The organism is uncultured Clostridium sp., from assembly GCF_947036855.1.
In the GTDB taxonomy this organism is placed as follows: Bacteria; Bacillota; Clostridia; order Clostridiales; family Clostridiaceae; genus Sarcina.
Genome location: NZ_CAMQRY010000029.1, coordinates 1 through 21,533 on the forward strand (window position 1 = coordinate 1; position 21,533 = coordinate 21,533).

22 protein-coding genes are annotated in these 21,533 nt (G+C 29.5%); 1 reads left to right on the forward strand and 21 read right to left on the reverse strand.

From position 1 onward, the window contains the following. Window positions 1-9: 9 nt before the first annotated feature. The 20 genes from csrA to Q0V15_RS04935 form a co-directional block, all read right to left on the reverse strand. Complete coding sequence (csrA, locus tag Q0V15_RS04840) at window positions 10-222, reverse strand: carbon storage regulator CsrA (protein WP_297436564.1); 213 nt, start codon at window positions 220-222, stop codon at window positions 10-12. After that, on the reverse strand, window positions 223-687 hold the full coding sequence (gene fliW, locus Q0V15_RS04845; RefSeq protein ID WP_297436566.1) for a flagellar assembly protein FliW: 465 nt from the start codon (window positions 685-687) through the stop codon (window positions 223-225). 12 nt (window positions 688-699) lie between these two features. Beyond that, window positions 700-1,692, reverse strand: coding sequence for a flagellar hook-associated protein FlgL (flgL, locus tag Q0V15_RS04850; protein WP_297436568.1), 993 nt, complete (start codon window positions 1,690-1,692; stop codon window positions 700-702). Window positions 1,693-1,736: 44 nt separating this feature from the next. Beyond that, window positions 1,737-3,548 (reverse strand): flagellar hook-associated protein FlgK, encoded by a 1,812-nt coding sequence (gene flgK, locus Q0V15_RS04855; protein WP_297436570.1) that lies wholly within the window; start codon window positions 3,546-3,548, stop codon window positions 1,737-1,739. A 19-nt stretch (window positions 3,549-3,567) separates the two neighbouring features. Continuing rightward, window positions 3,568-3,978: a flagellar protein FlgN gene (locus Q0V15_RS04860; protein WP_297436572.1), complete on the reverse strand. Its 411-nt coding sequence runs from the start codon at window positions 3,976-3,978 to the stop codon at window positions 3,568-3,570. Between the two features lie 2 nt (window positions 3,979-3,980). Further along, entirely contained in the window at window positions 3,981-4,259 is a 279-nt protein-coding gene (locus Q0V15_RS04865) for a flagellar biosynthesis anti-sigma factor FlgM (protein ID WP_297436573.1), read from the reverse strand. Between the two features lie 179 nt (window positions 4,260-4,438). Next, on the reverse strand, window positions 4,439-5,575 hold the full coding sequence (gene fliY, locus Q0V15_RS04870; RefSeq protein WP_297436574.1) for a flagellar motor switch phosphatase FliY: 1,137 nt from the start codon (window positions 5,573-5,575) through the stop codon (window positions 4,439-4,441). Beyond that, window positions 5,568-6,563 carry a flagellar motor switch protein FliM gene (gene fliM / locus Q0V15_RS04875; protein WP_297436575.1) on the reverse strand — a complete coding sequence of 332 codons (996 nt, stop codon included), beginning with the start codon at window positions 6,561-6,563 and terminating at the stop codon, window positions 5,568-5,570. The genes fliY and fliM overlap by 8 nt, the downstream gene beginning before the upstream one ends. A gap of 21 nt (window positions 6,564-6,584) precedes the next feature. Next, entirely contained in the window at window positions 6,585-6,986 is a 402-nt protein-coding gene (locus Q0V15_RS04880) for a chemotaxis protein CheW (RefSeq protein WP_297436576.1), read from the reverse strand. 24 nt (window positions 6,987-7,010) lie between these two features. Next, window positions 7,011-7,370, reverse strand: coding sequence for a response regulator (locus tag Q0V15_RS04885; RefSeq protein WP_297436577.1), 360 nt, complete (start codon window positions 7,368-7,370; stop codon window positions 7,011-7,013). A gap of 12 nt (window positions 7,371-7,382) precedes the next feature. After that, window positions 7,383-7,985 (reverse strand): chemotaxis protein CheC, encoded by a 603-nt coding sequence (locus Q0V15_RS04890; RefSeq protein ID WP_297436578.1) that lies wholly within the window; start codon window positions 7,983-7,985, stop codon window positions 7,383-7,385. Window positions 7,986-7,999: 14 nt separating this feature from the next. Further along, window positions 8,000-10,024, reverse strand: coding sequence for a chemotaxis protein CheA (locus Q0V15_RS04895; RefSeq protein WP_297436579.1), 2,025 nt, complete (start codon window positions 10,022-10,024; stop codon window positions 8,000-8,002). Between the two features lie 12 nt (window positions 10,025-10,036). After that, window positions 10,037-10,798, reverse strand: coding sequence for a protein-glutamate O-methyltransferase CheR (locus Q0V15_RS04900; protein ID WP_297436580.1), 762 nt, complete (start codon window positions 10,796-10,798; stop codon window positions 10,037-10,039). A 15-nt stretch (window positions 10,799-10,813) separates the two neighbouring features. After that, complete coding sequence (locus Q0V15_RS04905; protein ID WP_297436581.1) at window positions 10,814-11,431, reverse strand: CheB methylesterase domain-containing protein; 618 nt, start codon at window positions 11,429-11,431, stop codon at window positions 10,814-10,816. A gap of 12 nt (window positions 11,432-11,443) precedes the next feature. Beyond that, window positions 11,444-11,929 (reverse strand): chemotaxis protein CheD, encoded by a 486-nt coding sequence (locus Q0V15_RS04910; protein ID WP_297436582.1) that lies wholly within the window; start codon window positions 11,927-11,929, stop codon window positions 11,444-11,446. Between the two features lie 18 nt (window positions 11,930-11,947). Then, window positions 11,948-12,373: a chemotaxis protein CheW gene (locus tag Q0V15_RS04915; protein WP_297436583.1), complete on the reverse strand. Its 426-nt coding sequence runs from the start codon at window positions 12,371-12,373 to the stop codon at window positions 11,948-11,950. Window positions 12,374-12,386: 13 nt separating this feature from the next. Next, a complete protein-coding gene (locus tag Q0V15_RS04920; protein ID WP_297436584.1) occupies window positions 12,387-14,144 on the reverse strand; it encodes a FapA family protein in 1,758 nt (585 codons plus the stop codon). 234 nt (window positions 14,145-14,378) lie between these two features. Further along, window positions 14,379-14,693: a DUF1292 domain-containing protein gene (locus tag Q0V15_RS04925; RefSeq protein WP_297436585.1), complete on the reverse strand. Its 315-nt coding sequence runs from the start codon at window positions 14,691-14,693 to the stop codon at window positions 14,379-14,381. A 229-nt stretch (window positions 14,694-14,922) separates the two neighbouring features. Continuing rightward, window positions 14,923-18,456, reverse strand: a complete 3,534-nt coding sequence (nifJ, locus tag Q0V15_RS04930; protein WP_297436586.1) for a pyruvate:ferredoxin (flavodoxin) oxidoreductase — start codon at window positions 18,454-18,456, stop codon at window positions 14,923-14,925. A gap of 381 nt (window positions 18,457-18,837) precedes the next feature. After that, window positions 18,838-19,908, reverse strand: a complete 1,071-nt coding sequence (locus Q0V15_RS04935) for an undecaprenyldiphospho-muramoylpentapeptide beta-N-acetylglucosaminyltransferase (RefSeq protein WP_297436588.1) — start codon at window positions 19,906-19,908, stop codon at window positions 18,838-18,840. A gap of 281 nt (window positions 19,909-20,189) precedes the next feature. Between Q0V15_RS04935 and Q0V15_RS04940 the strand changes: the two genes are divergently transcribed. Continuing rightward, on the forward strand, window positions 20,190-20,375 hold the full coding sequence (locus Q0V15_RS04940; RefSeq protein WP_297436590.1) for an alpha/beta-type small acid-soluble spore protein: 186 nt from the start codon (window positions 20,190-20,192) through the stop codon (window positions 20,373-20,375). Between the two features lie 50 nt (window positions 20,376-20,425). Here the strand turns inward: Q0V15_RS04940 and Q0V15_RS04945 are convergent. Beyond that, the coding region (locus tag Q0V15_RS04945) for a DHH family phosphoesterase (protein WP_297436592.1) at window positions 20,426-21,533 on the reverse strand (1,108 nt) is incomplete at its 5' end.

Below are 21,533 nucleotides of genomic sequence, written 5' to 3' on the forward strand. Positions count from 1 at the left end.
TACAAATATCTATTTTAAATTTTTTAGTACATCTAAATTTAAACTTATAGCATTTTTATTTTCATTTTTAACTTCTTCTATAAGTTCTTTTCTAAGAATAGAAATATGCTTTGGTGCTTTTATAGCAAGTTTTACACTTCCATCTTCTAGCTTTACCACCATTATTTCTATATCATCACCAATAACAATTCCTTCATTTAGTTTTCTTGTTAAAACTAACATTTATTTTTCCTCCACAAGTCCATGTTTTATTTTATATTTTTCTGTCTTTAAAATAAATTGTTCTGCTTTGTTATTTTTTACATTTATAATTATAGGTGCTCTAAGATTTGTTGTTATTTTACTTATTTCATTACTAAGAGTAACTGTATTTAAAATCATAACATCATTTTCTTTTTCTATTTCAAGCTTTAAAATAACTTCTTCATCTAAATCAATCTCATAGTCTGATACAAAATCAAATGGGTTTAAAACCACAAATGCAATATCTCCATCATCTAAAGAATGTAAAATTCTAAAATCTTTATTTTCTTCAATTGTTCTTAGTATAAATCCATTAAGATTTTCAAACCCAAGCATTCCTTTTTCAAAAAAAAGCACTTCATTTTTATCATATGCAATATCACCATAATGTGAACTCTTTAATACCAATTCATTTTTTAAAGTTACTGTTTTATCAAGCTTCATATTTACCCCACCTTATCTTAAATAATCTAATAATGACTGTTGTATAACTTTTGATGCTGTCTGAAGTGATGCCATATATACAGTCTGCATTGTTGCTGACTCCATTCTTTTTTCTGTAAAGTTTATATCTTCATTTAAAGATAAAACCTCTGTAAGGTTAAAATTCTCATCTAAATTTTTTTCCTCAGCTGATTCCATTCTATTTTGCTTTGCCCCAACTTCTGACCTAAGTGTTAGCATATTATCTATAACACTTGTCATAGATTCTAGATTTTCATTTGTAACTTGTAAATTATCTTCTACATCCTCAGAAGTTATATTGTGTGTTATCTGATTTAATAAATCCATAACATTTCTATCATTTCCTTTTGGGTCTTTAAATTCTAAAATTTGATTTGCATTAACATTATAGTCAATGGTAACACCTTGTGAAATTTCAACTGTTAAACTTTCTGAAATCATATTAAGCTCATTCTTATCTTGCTCTTCCTGACTTCCAACTTCTATTATTCCACCATCTTTTCCTGCATAATTTAATGTTGTATCTCCAGCATCATTTTTCCCTGTTTCAACTGGTTTAAATGTCCCTCTTGTACCACCAAAAATATATTTACCATCAAAGCTTGTATTAAGGATTGTCCCAACTTCTTCAATTCTTTGATTTATCTCATCTTTTATAGCACCTTTTTCATCTTCTCCATATGCAGCATTTCCAGCTGAAACCATAAGTTCTCTAACTCTTTGAAGAGTATCAGTAAGTTGTCCCATAGCTGTATCTGTTGCATCAAGCCAATTTGTTGTATCTTTTATATTTGTATTATATTGCTCATTTGCTGATATATCTTCATAAAGTTGCATACTTCTAGCTACTACAAATGGATTATCAGAAGGTCTATTAACTTCTTTTCCAGTTGTAAGCTGATTTTGTACTTTCTGCATATGTGATAAATTTCTATTCATATCATTTAAAAAACTTGAAGTCATCATTCTATTTGTAACTCTCATTTTAATTTCCTCCTATTATCTAATGTTTAATTATTATTTTTTATCTATATAAGACCATTAACAACTACATCTAAAAGTTCATTTACTGTAGCTATAACTTTTGCATTAGCATTGTAAGCATGTTGGAACTGAACAAGATTTACAGCTTCTTCATCAAGAGAAACTCCTGATACACTTTCTCTTTGCATAGAAATATCAAAAAGTAAGCTACTTTGATTTTCTACCATTCTTTGTGCTTCCTGACTTTGAACCCCTAGTCTATCAATACTATCTTTATAGTATCCATCAATACTCATTCCTCCAGTATTATTTTCAATCTTCATCCCTTGATTTGTAAGTCTATTTCCACCCTTACTTAAATTAAACATATCACCTCTTGTATTAATTGAAACTCCAATGTCTTGAAACTTAATCATAGAATCTCTAAGTCTTGCAATAGCAAGTGCTCTTTCTCCATCAGTTTCACCATTAATATTATTATCTGCTGCATAAGCAAAATCACAATCATTAGTTCTTGTCTTAATTTTCATAGGATCATCTAAAATAGATTGATTTATGGTAATATTTAAAGCTGTTATTTCTTGTTCTGACTCTAATATATTATCAATATTAATTATCTCACCATTTGATGAATACTCTGCTACATCACTGTTAACAAATAACGGCATAAAATCTTTTGCTGGCTCTCTATTTTCTTGTGTTACTGACTCCATCCCTGAATGAACTGCATTTACAGAAAAAGCAAGTCCCTTAGCCATCTTATTAAGCTGGTCTGTATAATAATTAATATCTTCCTGAATTGAAATTGCTCCTGCAAGTTCTCCATTGCTTGGAGTAAAAATTCTTATCTCACTAGCACTTGCTGTTTCACCATCTCTAAGTGCAGCTCCATCACCTTTAACAGCAGTCCCTGTAGAGTCAGATAAAATTACTCTTGAATTTTGTATTTTCTCAAGTTGTGCTGGACTTACATCTCTTAAAGTAAGAGTTTTCATACTACTTTCACTATCTGTATTTCCAAGCTGATAATATGAAAGTTTATAAGTTCCACCAGATGGGTCTGTCATATCTTTTTCTATTTCACTTACATAAGATAATCTAGTATTTTCACCATGTGGATCTGAGTTAACAAAAGGTGGTAACTTTCCAAGGTTATCACTACTACTAATATCCATTCCATTAAGCTCTGAATTTTCTGTGCTTATTCCAAATTTTCTACTAACCTCATCTAATAATAAATCTCTTCTATCCATCAAATCATTAGGTGCATTTCCTGCCACAGTAACTGTTGTAATTTCTTTGTTTAAACTATCAAGTTGATTTAAAAGTGAATTTATATCATTAACTGAATTTTTAATCTCACCCTTTGCATTATTTGATAAGTCTTGAAGTCTTTTAGCTGTATGATTTAAAGAATCTGAAAGTGCTAAAGTTTGCTGTGCAACAACAGTTCTATTATTTGAGCTTTGTGGCTGTTTTGAAAGTTCCTGCCATGAATCAAAAAACTTACTCATAAGACTTGCAATCCCCGTATCAGAAGGTTCATTAAACACACCTTCCATTTGTAGTAGATATGAACTTCTCATATCATAAGTTCCAAATACAGAACTTTCATTTCTAACTTGATAATCAAGAAAGTTATTTCTAACTCTTTCAATAGCTTCAACCTGTGCTCCTGTACCAATCTGTCCTGCTTCTCCTGCAACACTTTGAGGTCTTGTTGTAGCAATCTTAGCTCTTTGCTTTGTATAACCAACTGTATTAACATTTGACATATTGTGTGATGTTGTATTAAGACTTTGCTGTGCTGCAAACATACCACTTTTACTAACATTTAAAACTGAAAATAAACTCATTATTCTCCCTCCTTTGTAATTACCTTTTCATATTTCCATATGAATTATAAATTTTAGCTTCTCTATTTGGATTTAAAATCATAAGCATTCTATTTGTATATGATAACTGCTGTTTTATAAGCATACTATTTGTTTCATTTTGAAGTCTTAGAAGGTCTACTTTTTTTCTCATTTCTCTAAATAAATTTTCAAGTTCTGCATCTCCACTTTGAAAAATAACTTCTTTGAAATTCTGCCCATTTAAAAGCTTTCTTTTCTCAACTTCAAATTCTGCTATATCTCTATTAGCTACTTTTATTTCTTCTACAACCATTTCAAGTTTAATTGCATCATTTTTCATAATCAAACTATTTTGCTTATCTAAAAGTTCTAATTGTTTCTCTACCGCTCCCATTTCTTTTCTTATCACTATTTTAAGCTTTGCTAACATATTTAATCCTCCCACTTTCTAATGCCCTTTAACATTGCCATTGCAAGTTTTTTACTGTCTACATCATAATTTTCATCTTTTATAAGATTTGTTATTCTCTCAATCTTTTTACTTTCATCTATAATAGGGTCATCAATTACCGATATGCCTCTTGCAATATCTGAAATTTCAATTTTATCACCTATATTTAAAGTGTCTTTATCACTTACTGACTTATCTGTTTTATTTTTTTTATAAATCTTATGCATTCTCTCTGATGAATTAATCCCATTAATTCGCATTCAATAACCTCCTAAGCTTTGCTTCTATACTTATTATCGTAAATCTTAAAAATAGATTTATAGTATTTTCTATTTATTTTGAGTAATACTTAAATAAATAGAAAATTTATTTATTTAAATCTATAAAAAAACAAGCCTAAACTATTGTCTAGACTTGTCTACATTTAAACTTTTTATAATTATTTCAAGCTATTAATTCTCTCAGCACTTGTTGCAATATTCGTAATTCTAATTCCAAAATTTTCATCTATTACAACAACTTCACCATCAGCAATTTTCTTTCCATTAACAAGTATTTCAAGCGGTTCATCTGCCAGTTTATTAAGTTCTATAACAGAACCAACTCCAAGATTTAAAACATCTTTTATACTCTTCTTTGTTCTTCCAAGAACTACTGATATATCAAGAGGAACATCCATAATTAAATCTATATTATTATAAGAATGCGTATTTTTTGTTGTATCTAAATTTTCAAAACTAGCTCTATTTACTGATACTGGTTCTGAATATGCTTCTTCTTTTACAATTTCTTTTTCTAAAACTGCTTTTGCATATTCTTGTTCCTGTGTTTGTCCAAGGTCTAAGTTAAAATCATCTGAAGATTTATCTTCTTCCACTTCTTCACTTTCTTCTTCTTCACCCATCATAATACCTATAATTTTCCTAGCAGTGTTAACAGGTAACACTTGCATTATTGTACTATCAACAAGTTCTCCTATTTTTAAGTGAAACTCTATATTTATTATTTTTTCTGTATCATCTAAAGAATCTGATATTTTTTCATTTGTATTCTCCCAAATTTTAGAATTTGGTGGTGAAATATTAACTTCTCTTGAAAACATTGTAGCCATTGATGTTGCAGCTGAACCAATCATTTGGTTCATAGCTTCTTGAACTGCACTAACTTCTATTTCACTAAGACGTACATTAGGTTCAATACTTCCATCTCCACCCATCATAAGATTAGCTATAACAGCAGCATCAGTAATTTTCATTATTAATATATTTTTCCCAACTATTCCACTTGTATATTCAACTTCTAAAAGTATATTTGGAACTTCAAATCTATCTTTTAATTCTCCAATAGTTGTAACTTCAACAACTGGAGTAGTTATGTTAACACTTTGGTTTATAACTTGAGAAAGTGCTGTTGATGCAGATCCCATTGAAATATTTCCTATTTCTCCAAGCAAATCATTATCTTGATCTGTAAATTCAATACTTACACTATTTGAATTATTACTTGAATTATCATTTCCATTGTCGCCATTTAATAGTGCGTCAATTTCTTCCTGTGATAAAAATCCATCAGCCATTATCTTTGTCCTCCTCTTTAATCACATCTAATACTTCTACTCCGATATTACTACCTACAAGCCCCGGCTTTGCATAATAACACTCTTTATCTCCGATTTTTATTTTAACAGGATCAGTTGTTAGATTATCAAGTCTTATAACATCACCAATATTAAGCTTTAAAAAATCATTAATCATTATGTTGCTTCTACCAAGTTCAACACTTATATCAATATCTGCAAGATTAATTTTTGATTGTATATGCTCTCTATATTCTTTCTTATTTTCTTTCTTTTCATTTTCAAACCAATACTCCACAACAAGTCTATCCATAAAAGGCTCAATGCTTATATACGGTATACAAAGATTGAGTATACTTGTATTTCTTCCAAGTTCTATTGAAAAAGTTAGTAAAGCTATTGGTTCTGTAGGTGCTAAAGTTTGATTAAGTGCTGGATTATTTTCCATACTCTCATACTCAGGATGAACCTCTAAAATATCTTCCCATGCACCCTTAAGATTTTCTATTATTTCTTTAGACAAAGTTTTCATAACACCTTTATTGATTTCTGTAAATTCCTTTGCCACATACCTCTTCTCTCCACTACCTCCAAATAATATATCGATCATTTGGAATGCAAAATCTGGATTAAATTCAAATGTTAACATACCATTTAATGGTTCAAATTTAAAGTTAACAAGAACTGTTGGGTTTGATACAGAGTGAATAAATTCTTCATATGTAATTTGTTCTACTGAAACAAGCTGAACTTTAGTATTTTTTCTAGTTTTACCTGTTAAATAATTAGAACATAATCTTGAAAAATCATTATGCACTAGCTCTAAGGTTCTAATATGTTCTTTTGAAAACTTTTGTGGTCTTCTAAAATCATAAACCTTTACTTTCTGAATTTCTTCTTCCTTTTTTATATCCTCAGCTTCAATTTCACCTGAAGATAAGGCAGAAAGTAAGCTATCTATTTCACTCTGAGATAATACATCTGCCATGTAATCTACCTCTCTTCTAAATTAATCCCCTAATAATTTATTTAAATCTATAAGGGTTATAATATTACCATCTAAATTTATCATTCCTTTGATATGACTTTTCATATCTTCAGACTCTAATTTTTGTATTTCTTTTTCATCAATATCTAAAACTTCTTTAACCTTATCAACTAATATTGCAATTTCTTCATTATCAATATCTATAATAATTATATTCCCTTTTTCATTAACTTCACTATCCATATTAAGTAGCATATTTATGTCAATTAGTGAAATAATAGTTCCTCTTAAATTAATAAGTCCTTTTATATGAACATCTGCTTTGGGAACTTTTGTAACTTTCATTCTATTGCTTATATTTTGTACTTTAAGAGTTTCAACTGCAAACTCTTCACTACCTAATTTAAATACTACTATCTGCATAAATTAAGCTCCTTTATTTTAAAATTAACCTAGTACCTTATTTATAGCTTCTAAAACTCTATCTGCTTGGAATGGTTTAACAATAAAATCTCTAGCTCCTGCTTTTATTGCATCCATAACCATACTCTGTTGTCCCATAGCACTACACATAATTATTTTAGCTGTTGGGTCATATGCTTTTATTGCCTTAACTGCTTCTATTCCATCCATCTCTGGCATTGTAATATCCATAGTTACCACATCTGGTCTTTCTTGCTTATACATTTCTATTGCCTTAAGTCCATTACTAGCCTCACCAATAACCTCAAACCCATTCTTTGTTAATATATCCTTAACCATCATTCTCATAAATGCTGCATCATCAACGATTAATACTTTTGCCATAATAAATTCCTCCTATATAAGTCCTATTGATTTAAATATTTTTTCTAATGACTCTTCACTTGGCAGGTAATAAAAATCTGCCGCTAAATTCTTTTCTTTATTGCTTTTTAAAATTGCTTTTATTTCTAAAATTTTATCTGCATCCTCTAAAACCTCTAAAAACATTGAAGGAATAACAGCCCCTGCTATATCATATGAAATAGCAGGTACTCCAGTTATCATTTTAAGTCCTGTAAAACTTGATATAGCATTCATATATGTCCCAGAAATTATATTTCCAATTTCACATATTACTGACTCACCCATTTCATCAATATCTCGTGATTCAATCCCTGTAAGTTGCTTTATAATATCAAGGGCTGTATCTTCTTTAAATAAAAATAAAATTTGCCCCTGTATTTCTCCCTTAGACTCTATAAGAGCCGCTATTACAATTTCTTCAAGATTTAAATTTTTATAAACTTCTTCTATATCTAATATCCTAACTAAAGGCACTTCCATATCTATACTCTTATTTAAAAGGCTCGATAAAGCTGTTGCTGCATTTCCAGCACCAATATTAGAAATTTCTTTAAGTGCATCAAGTTGTAATTCTGTTAAATCAAAAAAATTCATACCACACACCACCTTTACACAAAGGCTGCAACATCTAATATAAGAGTAACCAATCCATTACCCAAAATAGTAGCCCCTATATATTCTTTAATATTAGATAAACTATTACCAAGTAGTTTTATAACAACTTCTTGTTGTCCAAGTAAGCTATCAACTAAAAGTCCAATTTCCTTATCCCCAACTTTAACCACTACTATAAATCTTTCTTTATTATTCTCATCTATATCTATGCTAAAATACTCATCAAGTCGTAGAAGTGGAATTACTCTATCCCTATAAATTATCACTTCTTTATTATTGCTTTTTTTAATATCTATTGAACTAAAATCAATAACTCTATCAATAAATCCAAGTGATATAGCAAAATTTTCTTCTCCTACTTTAACAAGAAGTGCTTGAATTATCTGAAGTGTTAATGGAAGTTTTATGATAAAAGTAGAACCTACACCTTCTTCACTTATAACATCTACAGTTCCTCCAAGTGCTCCAATTTTAGTTTTTACAACATCCATACCAACTCCACGCCCTGATATATCTGTAACTTTCTCATTTGTACTAAAGCCACTTGAAAAAATTAAGTTCTTAACTTCATCATCACTAAGCCCATCTGTTTCAATACCTACCTTCTTAGCCTTAGCTTTAACTCTTTCAATATTTATACCAGCTCCATCATCCTGAACCTTAATAACCGCCTTAGTTCCCTCTTGATATGCTATAAGGCTTATAGTCCCAATACCTTTTTTACCTGCTTTAACTCTTTCTTCTTTACTCTCAACACCATGGTCAATAGCATTCCGTAGAAGATGAATGAGTGGTTCACCAATTTCATCAATAACAGTTCTATCAAGTTCTGTTTCTTTTCCTTCAATAACAAAATTAACTTCCTTACCTAGGTCAACTGAAACATCTCTTATCATTCTTGGGAATCTATTAAATACAACATCAAGCGGTAACATTCTTATTTTCATAACAAGGTCTTGAAGATCTGAAGTTGTTCTTGCTACTTGCTCTAAAGTTTCATTAAGTTCTAAACATTTTTGGTCTGCTGCAATTTGTTCAAGTCTTGTCCTATTTATAACAAGCTCAGAAACCATATTTATAAGCTTATCAAGTTTATCAAGCTCAACTCTTACTGATTGATGTGTTGGTTTATGCACCTTTTTAGTAGTTACTTTATTATCTTTAGACTCCACTTTATCAACTTTAATTTTAGTATCAACATCTTTAACTTCTATACTCTCTATTACTTCTTTACTTGCTTTATCTACTTCTTTTCTTTTTTTTATTTCTTCAAGATCAATATTTTCGACATTATAACTACTCATCTCTGAAAATCTTACTATAATTTTTTCAAGTTCACTTTTAGTTATTTGTGTTATAAGAATAGCCTTAACGCTAAATTCGAAGTTTTCATCTTCAATATCCTGCGTACTAGGTGCTGATTTTATAACTTCTCCAACTTCTTCTAAATCCTGAAACATAAGAAATACTCTTGCTGATTTTAATAAAGTAGTTTCGCTAAGAGTTATATCTATCTTAAATGAATTAAAACCACACTCTTGTGCTTGTTTAATTATATTTACATCATATTCATTTAATTCCATGTTTTCTTCTGAAAATTCTTTCTCATTAGTATCTTTATTTACTTCTTCCTTATCAGATATTATCGACGATTTTTCTAATAGCTTTATCATTTCTGTTATGTCAAAAACTTCATCATCACCATCTTCTACTTTATCAACCATTCTTTCTAACATATCTAAACACTTAAACAAAACTGTAACTACATCTGCTGTTATTTTAAGCTGCCCATCTCTAAACTTAGACAAAACATCTTCCATTTTATGTGTAAGTTCTGCAATAGTAGCAAATCCCATAGTTGCAGCCATTCCCTTAATTGTATGAGCAACTCTAAAAATCTGAGCTATTTTATCTAAATCATTTGGTTCTTGTTCTAAATCTAAGAGTGTATCATTTAAAACTCTAAGATTCTCTCTTGATTCTTCAAGAAACATAGATAAATACTGACTTGTATCCAAAATTATCCCTCCTTATAATTTTCTATATATAAATGTAGAACTTTTTTTAAAACCATATAATTCAGAATTGTATATACTTTCAGTTGCCCCTACAAATAAAATACCATTATTATTTAAAGAAAGACTAAACTTTTTGTATATTTTTTCTTTTATATCAACATTAAAATAAATTACTACATTTCTACATAGTATTAAATCAAATCCTCTTTCGTATCTATCTAAAATCAAATCTGACTTTTTAAATTTAACCATAGCTTTTATCTCATCTGATAAAATATATTTATTTTTTATTTTTTTAAAATACTTTAAATATTTTATAGGCATATTTTTTATTTCTGTTTCTGTATATATTCCTTCTTTAGCTTTACTAAGAATTGTTGAATCTACATCTGTTGCATATATCGTATAATTTTCAAAACCATTTTCTTTAAACATCATAGCTATTGAATATGGCTCACAACCTAATGAACAAGCTGCACTCCAAACTTTTATATTTTTCTTTTTTGAAAAATATTCTGTTTTGAGTAAATTTTCAAGTTCTGCAAATAATTCTGCATTTCTAAAAAATTCAGTAACATTTATAGTTATAAAATCTATAAACTTATTTCTTTCAACAATATTTTCTTCTAGTAATTTTTGATATTCATAAATCGATTTCTTCTTAGCCCTAGTAACAAGACTTTCAATTCTTCTGATTAATTGACTTTGCTTGTAAGCTGTAAGGTCTAATCCTATTTCAGCTAATACCCACGCATAAAATTTATCATAAGTCATAATTTTCACCAACTCCTAAACAAGTAAATTTATAATACTTGCTATATATTCAAGTGGTAAAACAGCATTCACCACTCCTGTTTCTACACAAGCCTTTGGCATCCCATATATAAAACAACTCTCTTCTGCCTGTGTTATGCAATAGCCACCAGCTTCACTAATGTCTATAATACCTTTTGCACCATCTCTGCCCATTCCTGTAAGAACTATAGCTAAAACTTTTTCTTTATAAGTTTTAGCAACACTTGTAAAAAGATTATCTACTGCTGGTCTAACTCCATTAACAACCACCTCTGAATTTAAACTAGCGATACCTTTTTTAGATATTACTAAGTGATAATCAGCCTTTGCAATATAAACTTTCCCCTTTACTAGCCTTTCATTATCACTAACTTCAACTATATTTAACTCATTTATAGAGTCTAATCTATTAGCAAACTTTATTGTCATATCTTTGCACATATGCTGAACAATGATTATCGGAACATTAATTTTAGTTGAAATAGCTTTAATAAGATTTTCTATTGCAATAGTACCTCCAAGAGAAGCACCTATAACAACTATATCAATTTTTCTTTTTTGAATATCTCTCAATGTCTTATCCAAAACTTTATTATAACTTTCAAGACTCAAAACTATCTCCCCCTAAAATTCTAAAACATTTTTATTAAGTGCCTTTATTGTAATCATTCCATTATTTGAGTTAACAATCATAGTTCTTCCTCTATTTCCTCCAACTTCTTTTCCAACTAAAAATATACCTTCTTTTTTTAATGCTTCTTCAACGGCTTTGACATTTCTACCACCAATATTAGAACATATTTTACTATCTAAGTTCTTAAACATCTGTGCTCCACCAGCTATTTTAGCTGTTATATTAGATTTATTTGCACCCATCTTAACCATTCTTTCAAGTGCAAGTGGAATTGCTGTATCTGCAAATTTAAAAAGATTAGATTTATTTGAAATACTATTACTATTTGGTAACATTATGTGTATTAAGGCAACCATCTTCTTTCTTCTATCATATAAAGATATTCCCACACATGAACCCAAGCCAATTGTCAGTATTTTTGTAGGTGCATTAACTATTTTATATTCTGCAATTCCCACAATTACCTCTCTCTCCATCCAATCACCACTCTACCATTATTTGTAATTTAAAAATTCAACCCCATCTATAAGAATTTTTATAATACCATCTTCTTTTATAACACCCTTAAACTTTTTATTGTTATTATCAATAGCTATTTTAGGAATACTATTAATATTACTTTCATCAATAGATTTGACTATGTCTACAGAATCTACTTTTAATCCTATTTTATCTTCACCACCAAAGATAACAATAATTTTATAATCCTCTAAATCATCTTTATCATATTCATTAAATAGTTTTGATAAACTAACAACAGTTAATACACTATCTCGATAGTCAACAACACCCTCAATAAAGATTTCTGTATCCGGAATTTTTGAAATAGCTTCTGCCCCTATAATTCTTTCAACAGAACTTATCTCAACTCCATACTCCTTACCTTGCACATTAAATATCAAAATTTTTCTATAACTCATTTTAATAAACTCCTTAAAACTTCACCCCATCAAGTATAATCTGTCCATCTTCTACATAAACTTTTAAATTTTTATAATTATCCTCTAATACAACTTTTATATTCCCCAATTTAAAAATTGTATTATAATAGGCTCTATTGCACTCAATCCTTCCATTCTTATCAACTTCAACTTCTGTCAAAACTCCAGATTTTGTCCCAATAATCCCTGCTTTTATAAGATTTTTTGCATTTAAGTACCCACCTCTTAAAATAGTATTTTCATCCTCAAAAAAAATACTATCATCAGATATCATCCTACTTGCATAAACCCCATCTGAAACTATATAAATATTCCCTTTACTACTTACATTACTTCCTTGAACATATGAAAGCCTAATACTTGTACTAAAATTGAATATTTCTTTAATTTCATCAATATATTTCTCTATAATACTTAAAATATCGTCTATTTCATCTAAAGACTTAATATTTAATGCTTCAAGTCTTAGAATCTTCTTTTCATAAATATCCGATAGACTTGTAATATTCCCAAAAAGTGTTTCTATATCACTTTTTATAAAATCATATGAAGTTTCAATCTCTTTATATTTACTCTCTAAAAGTGCCTTAATAATACTTCCCACCTTTTTACCACGCAATAAATCATTGCTAACAATAACATCAAGGTCTTGTTTAAGATTATTAAAGCTTCTTTGTATCTTATTCAACACATTTAATTTTGCTTCAAACTGTACTTTAGAAATCCCACTTTCTATCTTGCTATTTAAAACTTTTCCATTAATCTTAATATCTGATAAAGAATTTACATTTCCCCCTGTCACATCACCTAAAATTTCCACTCCAGCCGAACCATATACTAAGAAATGTTCTTTTACACTACCTCGAACTAAGACTTGTCCATTAAATTTAATATTACCTGTTTTAGAATCTACATCTAAAGGTACATCATATTTTTTTTCAATATAAAATTTATATAATTTTTCAACAAAAATGGGTCTTCCTTCATTTATAGCTATAACAGTATCACCTATTACTCTAATCCCCTCACCTGCATGAACTTTTATTTTCTTTATATCTTTAGCTGAGATAACAGTTCCTTTAATTGTTTTTCCATCTTTTCCTTTTATCCCTCTTTTAACTCTAGCTAAAATATCTCCCTTTTTAACACTTTGAAGATTATTACTATCAAAATAATTTACCTTTTTAATATCATCAGTATTACTTTTAACTTTATTAAAATTAAGTTCTATTTTATCATCAATAGTTTCTGTAACTTCTATACCTGCTGCTATTTCTATCTTTTCACCATTTATTGCACTTTCAATATTTTTATATTGTATTCCTGATATAACACTATTTGTTTTTAAAAACTCTATAATTTCACCTAAAGAATATTTATCACAATTTGCACTATTATCTTCAACTTTATCTATTACAAGCTCTTTATCAAAGCTATATTCTTTCAATCCATATTTTTCGCCCTCTATATATTCACATAAAATAGATGCACTCATTAAGTCTTTGCTTACATTTAAATTTATTTTTCTAAAACTATCTATACTTTTAATTGCAACTTCTATTAAATCTGATAACCCTATAGTAGCCTCTCTTTTAAAAACCCCATTCACTTTCATTAATATCCCTGTACTAACTTTGATATTTATACTGTCAACGCCTGATTTTATATATATCACATAATCCTTTAAATAATTAAAATTCTTATCACTCTCTAAAACTTCAACTATTCTAAATCCTGTTGTCGAACTCACTATATCGCCCCCTACTACTCTCTTAATTAAATAATACCAAATTTAAACACCCCCTTCTACATTTTATGGAATTAATTAATATTTTTTCCATTTAAATTTTCAAAATATATATATTTACTGATTAATTTCTTTATTTCAGTTAAAAATCGTATTAAATATATATTAATATGATATATCCTTACTTATATAAATATATAAAAAAAGACCAAGGATTTAACATCCTTGGTCTAAATATTATTCAGCTACATTTTCTTCGTAGAATTTTGATGCTGCATTAAATTCAGCTTCATCTTCAACTGCGATTATTTCGCCTTCTTCGCCTACTTCTTTAAATAAGTAAACGCCTTCTTCTTCTTCATTATATACTAAAGCATATCCTACTTCATTAAACTCAAAAGTATCTATGATTTCACAACTAACTATTGTTCCATCTTCTCTCTCTAAATCAACTACTAAAGTTTCTAAGTGCTCATGTCCACATCCACAATCATCTCCACATGAATGATCAGCTCCGTGTCCACCACAACAGTTCTTTTCTTTATCTGACATAATTAATTTCCTCCTTATAGGGCCTATTCTATTCTTATTTTAACCTTATTTGATATATATTAAAAGTGTTTTAGTAAAATTTATTAATTAAATTTAGTTTCACAAACTATATATTCCTTTTAATACAAATTTATCAAATTCTTTTATAATATTATCCAATTGTTGTTATTTTTATACAACAATTATAAAAAAGGGCTATATTTTCATATAGCCCTTTTAAATTTATATTTTAATATTGTTGCTCTGCAAGTCTTTTATATCCTGCATATCTATCAAGAGCATCTTTCTCTGTTTTCTCAAATAATTCTTCTGCATGATCTGGGAAAGCTTTAAGAAGTGAAGCATATCTAACTTCTCCAAGTAAGAAATCTCTAAAGTTAGCTTTTGGCTCTTTTGAATCTAAGCTAAATGGATTCTTACCAGCTTCTTTTAACATTGGATTATATCTATATAATGACCAATATCCACAATCAACAGCATCTTTCATTTCAACAAATACATTACCCATTCCTTTTTTAATTCCATGACTTATACAAGGTGAATAAGCAATTATTAGTGATGGTCCTTTATAAGCTTCTGCTTCTGCGATTGCTTTAAGAACTTGGTTCTTATCAGCACCCATAGAAATTTGAGCTACATAAACATATCCATAAGACATAGCCATCATACCAAGATCTTTTTTCTTAGTCTTCTTACCTGCTGCTGCAAATTTAGCTATAGCAGCTGTTGGTGTTGACTTAGAACTTTGACCACCAGTATTTGAGTATATTTCTGTATCAAAGACAAATATATTAACATCTTCTCCTGAAGCTAGAACATGGTCAACTCCACCGTATCCGATATCATATGCCCAACCATCTCCACCAAAGATCCATTGTGATCTCTTAATAAGATAATCTTGGTTAGTTAATATTTCTTTAGCAAGTTCACTATTATTAGCTTCTAATACAGCTATAACATTTTCTGCTCTATCTCTAGTCGCATCACCGTTATCTATATTTTCAACCCAGTCAACAAGTATTTCTTTATCTTGACCTGATACTGTTTCTATAAGTGCTTCAACCTTAGTTTTAAGACCTGCTCTTATAGCTTCAGTAGCTACGAACATTCCGAATCCAAACTCAGCATTATCCTCAAATAATGAGTTAGCCCAAGCTGGTCCTTGACCTTTTTTATTTTTAGTATAAGGTGTAGCAGGTGCTGATCCACCCCATATTGATGAACATCCTGTTGCGTTAGCAATCATCATTCTATCACCATATAATTGAGTTATAAGCTTAGCATATGGAGTTTCTCCACAACCTGCACAAGCTCCTGAGAACTCAAATAATGGAACTTCAAATTGACTTCCTTTAACAGTTGTTTTCTTCATTGGATTTGGTTTAACTGAAACTTCATCTACACAGTAATCCCAAACTGGCGCTTGCTCTATTTGTGAAGCTTGAGGCTTCATAACTAAAGCTTTACCTGGTGCTGGACAAACCTGTGCACAGTTTCCACAACCTGTACAGTCAAGTGGACTGATAGTGATTGAGAAGTTCATTGGACTTTCTGATTTAATACCTTTAGCAACTAATGACTTAGTTCCTTCTGGTGCATTTTTAACTTCTTCATCACTCATAAGAACTGGTCTTATAGTAGCATGAGGACAAACATAAGCACATTGATTACATTGAATACACTTATCTTCTATCCACTCAGGTATGTTTATACCAATACCTCTTTTTTCGTAATGAGCTGTTCCAGCTTCAAATGTACCATCTTCATATCCATTGAATGCTGAAACTGGTAAAGTATCACCTTGTAGATTATTTATTGGTTCAACTATATCAGTGATAAATGCTGGTTTTACTTTAGATTCTAAAGTAAGAACTTTTTTATCTTCTGCATTTTTCCATGAATCTTTAACTTCTATTTCAATAATTGAATCAATTCCTTTATCAATAGCAGCAAAGTTCATATTTACAACTTTTTCACCTTTTTTACCGTATGATGTAACAACAGCTTCTTTTAAGAATTTAACTGCTTCATCAACTGGAATGATATCTGCAAGCTTAAAGAAAGCTGATTGCATTATCATGTTTATTCTTCCACCAAGTCCAACTTCTTGTGCTATCTTAACAGCATTTAAAGTGTAGAATTTAATGTTTTTCTCAGCCATCTTTCTTTTGTATGCAGCTGGTAACTTAGCTTCTACTTGCTCTGGTGTCCAAATTGTATTTAATAAGAATGTACCATTCTCTTTAATTCCTTCTATAACATCATATTTCTTAACGTATGATTGGTTATGACAAGCAATAAAATCAGCATGGTTTATTAGGTATGGTGATTTTATTTTTTTATCTCCAAATCTTAAGTGAGAAATTGTTATTCCACCTGATTTCTTTGAATCATAAGCAAAGTAACCTTGAGCGTACATATCTGTGTGATCACCTATAATCTTAATCGCACTTTTATTTGCTCCAACTGTACCATCTGATCCAAGTCCCCAGAACTTACATGATTTAATTCCTTCTGGAATTGTACTAACATGTTTTGCATACTCTGGAATTTCTAATGATGTATTAGTTACGTCATCATTGATTGATAATGTAAATCCATCTTTTTGTTCATTATTAAGATTCTCATAAACTGCTATGATATCTTTTGGTAATGTATCTTTTGAACCTAGTCCGAATCTTCCACCTATTATAAGAGGTGCATTTTCCTTACCATAGTAAGCATTTCTAACATCTAATAATAGAGGCTCTGCTGCACTACCTGGCTCTTTTGTTCTATCTAAAACTGCAATCTTTGTAACTGTAGCTGGGATTGCTTCTCTTAATCTTTCTACTGAGAATGGTCTGAATAATCTTACTTTTATTAAACCAACTTTTTGTCCGTTAGCATTTAAGTAATCTACTGTTTCTTCAATTAACTCTGTAACTGAACCCATTCCAACTATTACTCTGTCAGCATCAGGTGCTCCATAGTAATCAAATAAATTATATTCTCTTCCAGTAAGTTTAGTGATTTCTTTCATATATCCTTCAACTACATCTGGAACTTCATTGTAAAATTTATTAGCTGCTTCTCTTCCCTGGAAGTAGATATCAGGGTTTTGAGCTGTTCCTCTAGTAACTGGGTTATTAGGGTTTAATGCTCTAGCTCTGAAGTTATCAACTAAACTTATATCTAACATACCTTTAAGTTCTTCATAATTTAAAACTTCAACTTTTTGTACTTCATGTGAAGTTCTAAATCCATCAAAGAAGTTCATAAATGGAATTCTTGTCTTAAGAGTTGCTAAATGTGCAACTGGTGATAAGTCCATAACTTCTTGTACTGAACCTTCTGCAAGCATAGCAAAACCAGTTTGTCTTGCTGCCATTACATCTTGGTGATCTCCAAATATACTTAATGAAGAAGCTGCTAAAGCTCTTGCTGATACATGGAATACGCAAGGAAGTAATTCTCCTGCTATTTTATACATATTTGGCACCATAAGAAGTAATCCTTGAGATGCTGTAAATGTAGTTGTTAAAGCTCCTGCTTGAAGTGAACCGTGAACTGCTCCAGCTGCTCCACCTTCTGATTGCATTTCTACAACCTTAACAGTTTGACCAAATATATTTTTTTGACCCTTTGCACTCCACTCATCAACGTGCTCTGCCATTGGTGATGAAGGAGTTATTGGGAATATTGCTGCAACATCAGTAAACGCATATGCTATATGAGCTGCTGCTGTGTTTCCATCCATGGTTTTCATTTTTCTTTTTACCATTATAATTACACCTCTTTCTTAAACATTTAAAATAACTAATCTTTAATTTTATAAACTATAAGTTAAAACACTACTTTTAATACTACCCATAATATTTGTATAGGTATACATACTTATAATCTAAAACAAATTGAAGTCCATATAAGTAAATCACTTATATTTTTACTATAAGTTAAATATATATCTTTTCATCTAGTTTTATCAACCTCTAAAATAGCAAATTATCTCTCATATACTATAATTTACTCTTTTTTATTTCTATTTTCTCTACTTATCAACAAATATTAGTTTTTAAAAGATAATTATTATTAATTAGTAATAAAACATGTATTTTTCCATCAATTTACAGACTTACTTAAATAATAAACCTCTTTTATTTTATTATTTTACTGAATCTAGTATAACTTTAATAATATTATCTATACCATTACCCTGACCACTTTTAGCCATATTATCTATGTATAGATTTTTATTTCTGTATAATTCCTTAAGTTTTGATTCTAATAAATCCTTTGTAAGCTCTTCTTCTTCAATAACCATTGAATATCCTGATTTTTTAAAAGAATTTGCATTTAAAATCTGATCTCCTCTTGAAGCTTTTGCTGATAACGGAATTAAAATATGTGGCTTTTTAAGTGCTACAAGTTCAAATATAGCATTTGCACCAGCTCTTGAAACTACAAAATCTGTATAAGCCATTAAATCTGGAAGTTCATCTGATATATATTCAAATTGTAAATACCCTTCTTTTCTTTCTAAATTCTTATCTAAATTATTCTTCCCACAAAGATGAATAATATTAAACCCTACTAATAAATTTTCTAAATTTTCTCTTATAGCATCATTAATAACTTTTGAACCAAGACTACCACCAATTACAAGTAATACAGGCTTCCTCTTTTCAAATTTACAGAATGCTGCACCCTTTTCTGCATTACCAGTTAAAAGTTCTTCTCTTATTGGAGTACCTGTTAAAATACCATTATCCCCTTTAACGTGCTTTAAACTTTCAGGGAATGTAACACAAAGTTTAGTACAAAAAGGTGCTGCAAGTTTATTTGCAAGACCTGGTGTAAAATCTGATTCATGTGAAACTACAGGTATTTTTTTCATTGATGCTGCAATAATTACTGGAACTGTTACAAATCCACCTTTTGAAAAAATAACGTCTGGCTTTTCTTTTCCAAGTATTCTAAGTGCATCTCCTACACCTTTTATTACTTTAAGAGGATCTGTAAAGTTCTTAATATCAAAGTATCTTCTTACTTTTCCTGATGATATTTTGAAGTAAGGTAATCCTTCTTTTGCTATTATCTCATTTTCTATTCCATTTTTACTTCCTATATATTTAATCTCAAATCCAAGTTCCCTAAGCTTTGGCATCAAAGCTATATTAGGAGTAACATGCCCTGCTGATCCCCCACCAGTCATTATTATCTTGTATTTACTCAAAATTTCAACTCCTTAAAAGCACTTATTTAAATTGTTATCAAATTCTATTTCTCAATAACTATCAATTTTTAAGTACCATTCTTTTTTTCTCTTTAAAAGAGATATTTACATATTTTTATATGCTCTAAATATTTTTTCTAATATTATTAAGTTTACTTCTATATTATAGTTTAAATCTCTATTAATTCCTATCACTACCTTAAATTTTTATAATATTTTTGTCGAAAAAGGTTAATATAATAATATGATTAATATTATATAGCCTAAAGGAGTGATTCTTAATGACTAAAAAATTAGTTCCTGACTGTAATGATGCTTTATCTAAATTCAAAAATGAAGTTGCAAAGGAACTCGGCATTCATTTTACCGATTATAATGGTCATCTAACAGCTCGTGAATGTGGTGCTGTTGGTGGTGAAATGGTAAAGAAAATGGTTGAATATTATGAAAGAAACTTACAAAAATAAATATATGATATAAAATATCTAGGCTATATTTATATATAGCCTGTTTTTATTTATTTAGATATTCTAATATTGTTTATTATCATTTGAATATTTCTACTTCCTCTAAATTCATTTATTGAAGGTTTGTATATTACATCTATACAAAAATCTCTTCCTCTTCCATTTGCATCTCTATCAAATGAACCATCTCCAAATCTATCATCATATATCTCTCTAAAATTATCTACTGCACTAAACATAACTCCATTTACTGTTCTTCTTGTATTTTTATCTACACATTCAAATCTTAAATGATTTTTGTCTGCTCCCATAGTTCTCATAGACTTTACATAAATCCCTTTAGCTGCAATTACAGGCGTAGCATTTCCTTTTCCAAATGGTTCAAGCTTTGTTATTGTTTCAATAATTTCTTCGCTTAAATCTCCAACTGATATCGCTGTATCTATTTTTATTTTAGGTACTACATCCTCATCAGATAATGGGCAATTCTCATTTAAAAATGCTTTTATTTTTGGAAGATTCTCTTCTTTCGCTGAAAGTCCTGCTGCCATAGGATGACCACCAAACTTATCCATTAAATTCTTACATTTTGAAAGTTCTTCAAACATATTATATTCTTCTATTGACCTTGCTGAACCCTTTGGCATTTTACTTCCCTTAGTCATAACTATAGTTGGAAGATTATATGTTTCCTTAACTCTTCCTGCTACAATTCCAGCAATACTCTCATGTATATTAGGATTATAAACCATTATAACTTTATCATTATAAAGCTTATCTTTCTCTATTTGTTCCATTACTTCTTCAACACTCTTAGCAGTTAACTCTTTTCTTCTCTCATTTAAATCAACAAGTTTATTTGCAAGTTCCTCTGCTACCATATCATCATCTGTTGTTAGAAGTTCTACTGCAATGTCTGCAACTTCAAGTCTTCCAGTTGCATTTATACATGGTCCTATAACAAAACCTAAATGATATGCTGTAAGTTCCTTCTCTTCTAAATCACAAGCTTTTCTTAAAGCTATTACACCTTTATTCTTGCTATTATTTAGTTTTTCTAAACCTGCTTTTACAATTATTCTATTTTCACTTTTCAAATCAACAACATCACAAACAGTAGCTATTGCACATATCTCAACAAGTTCTAATGCCTCACTT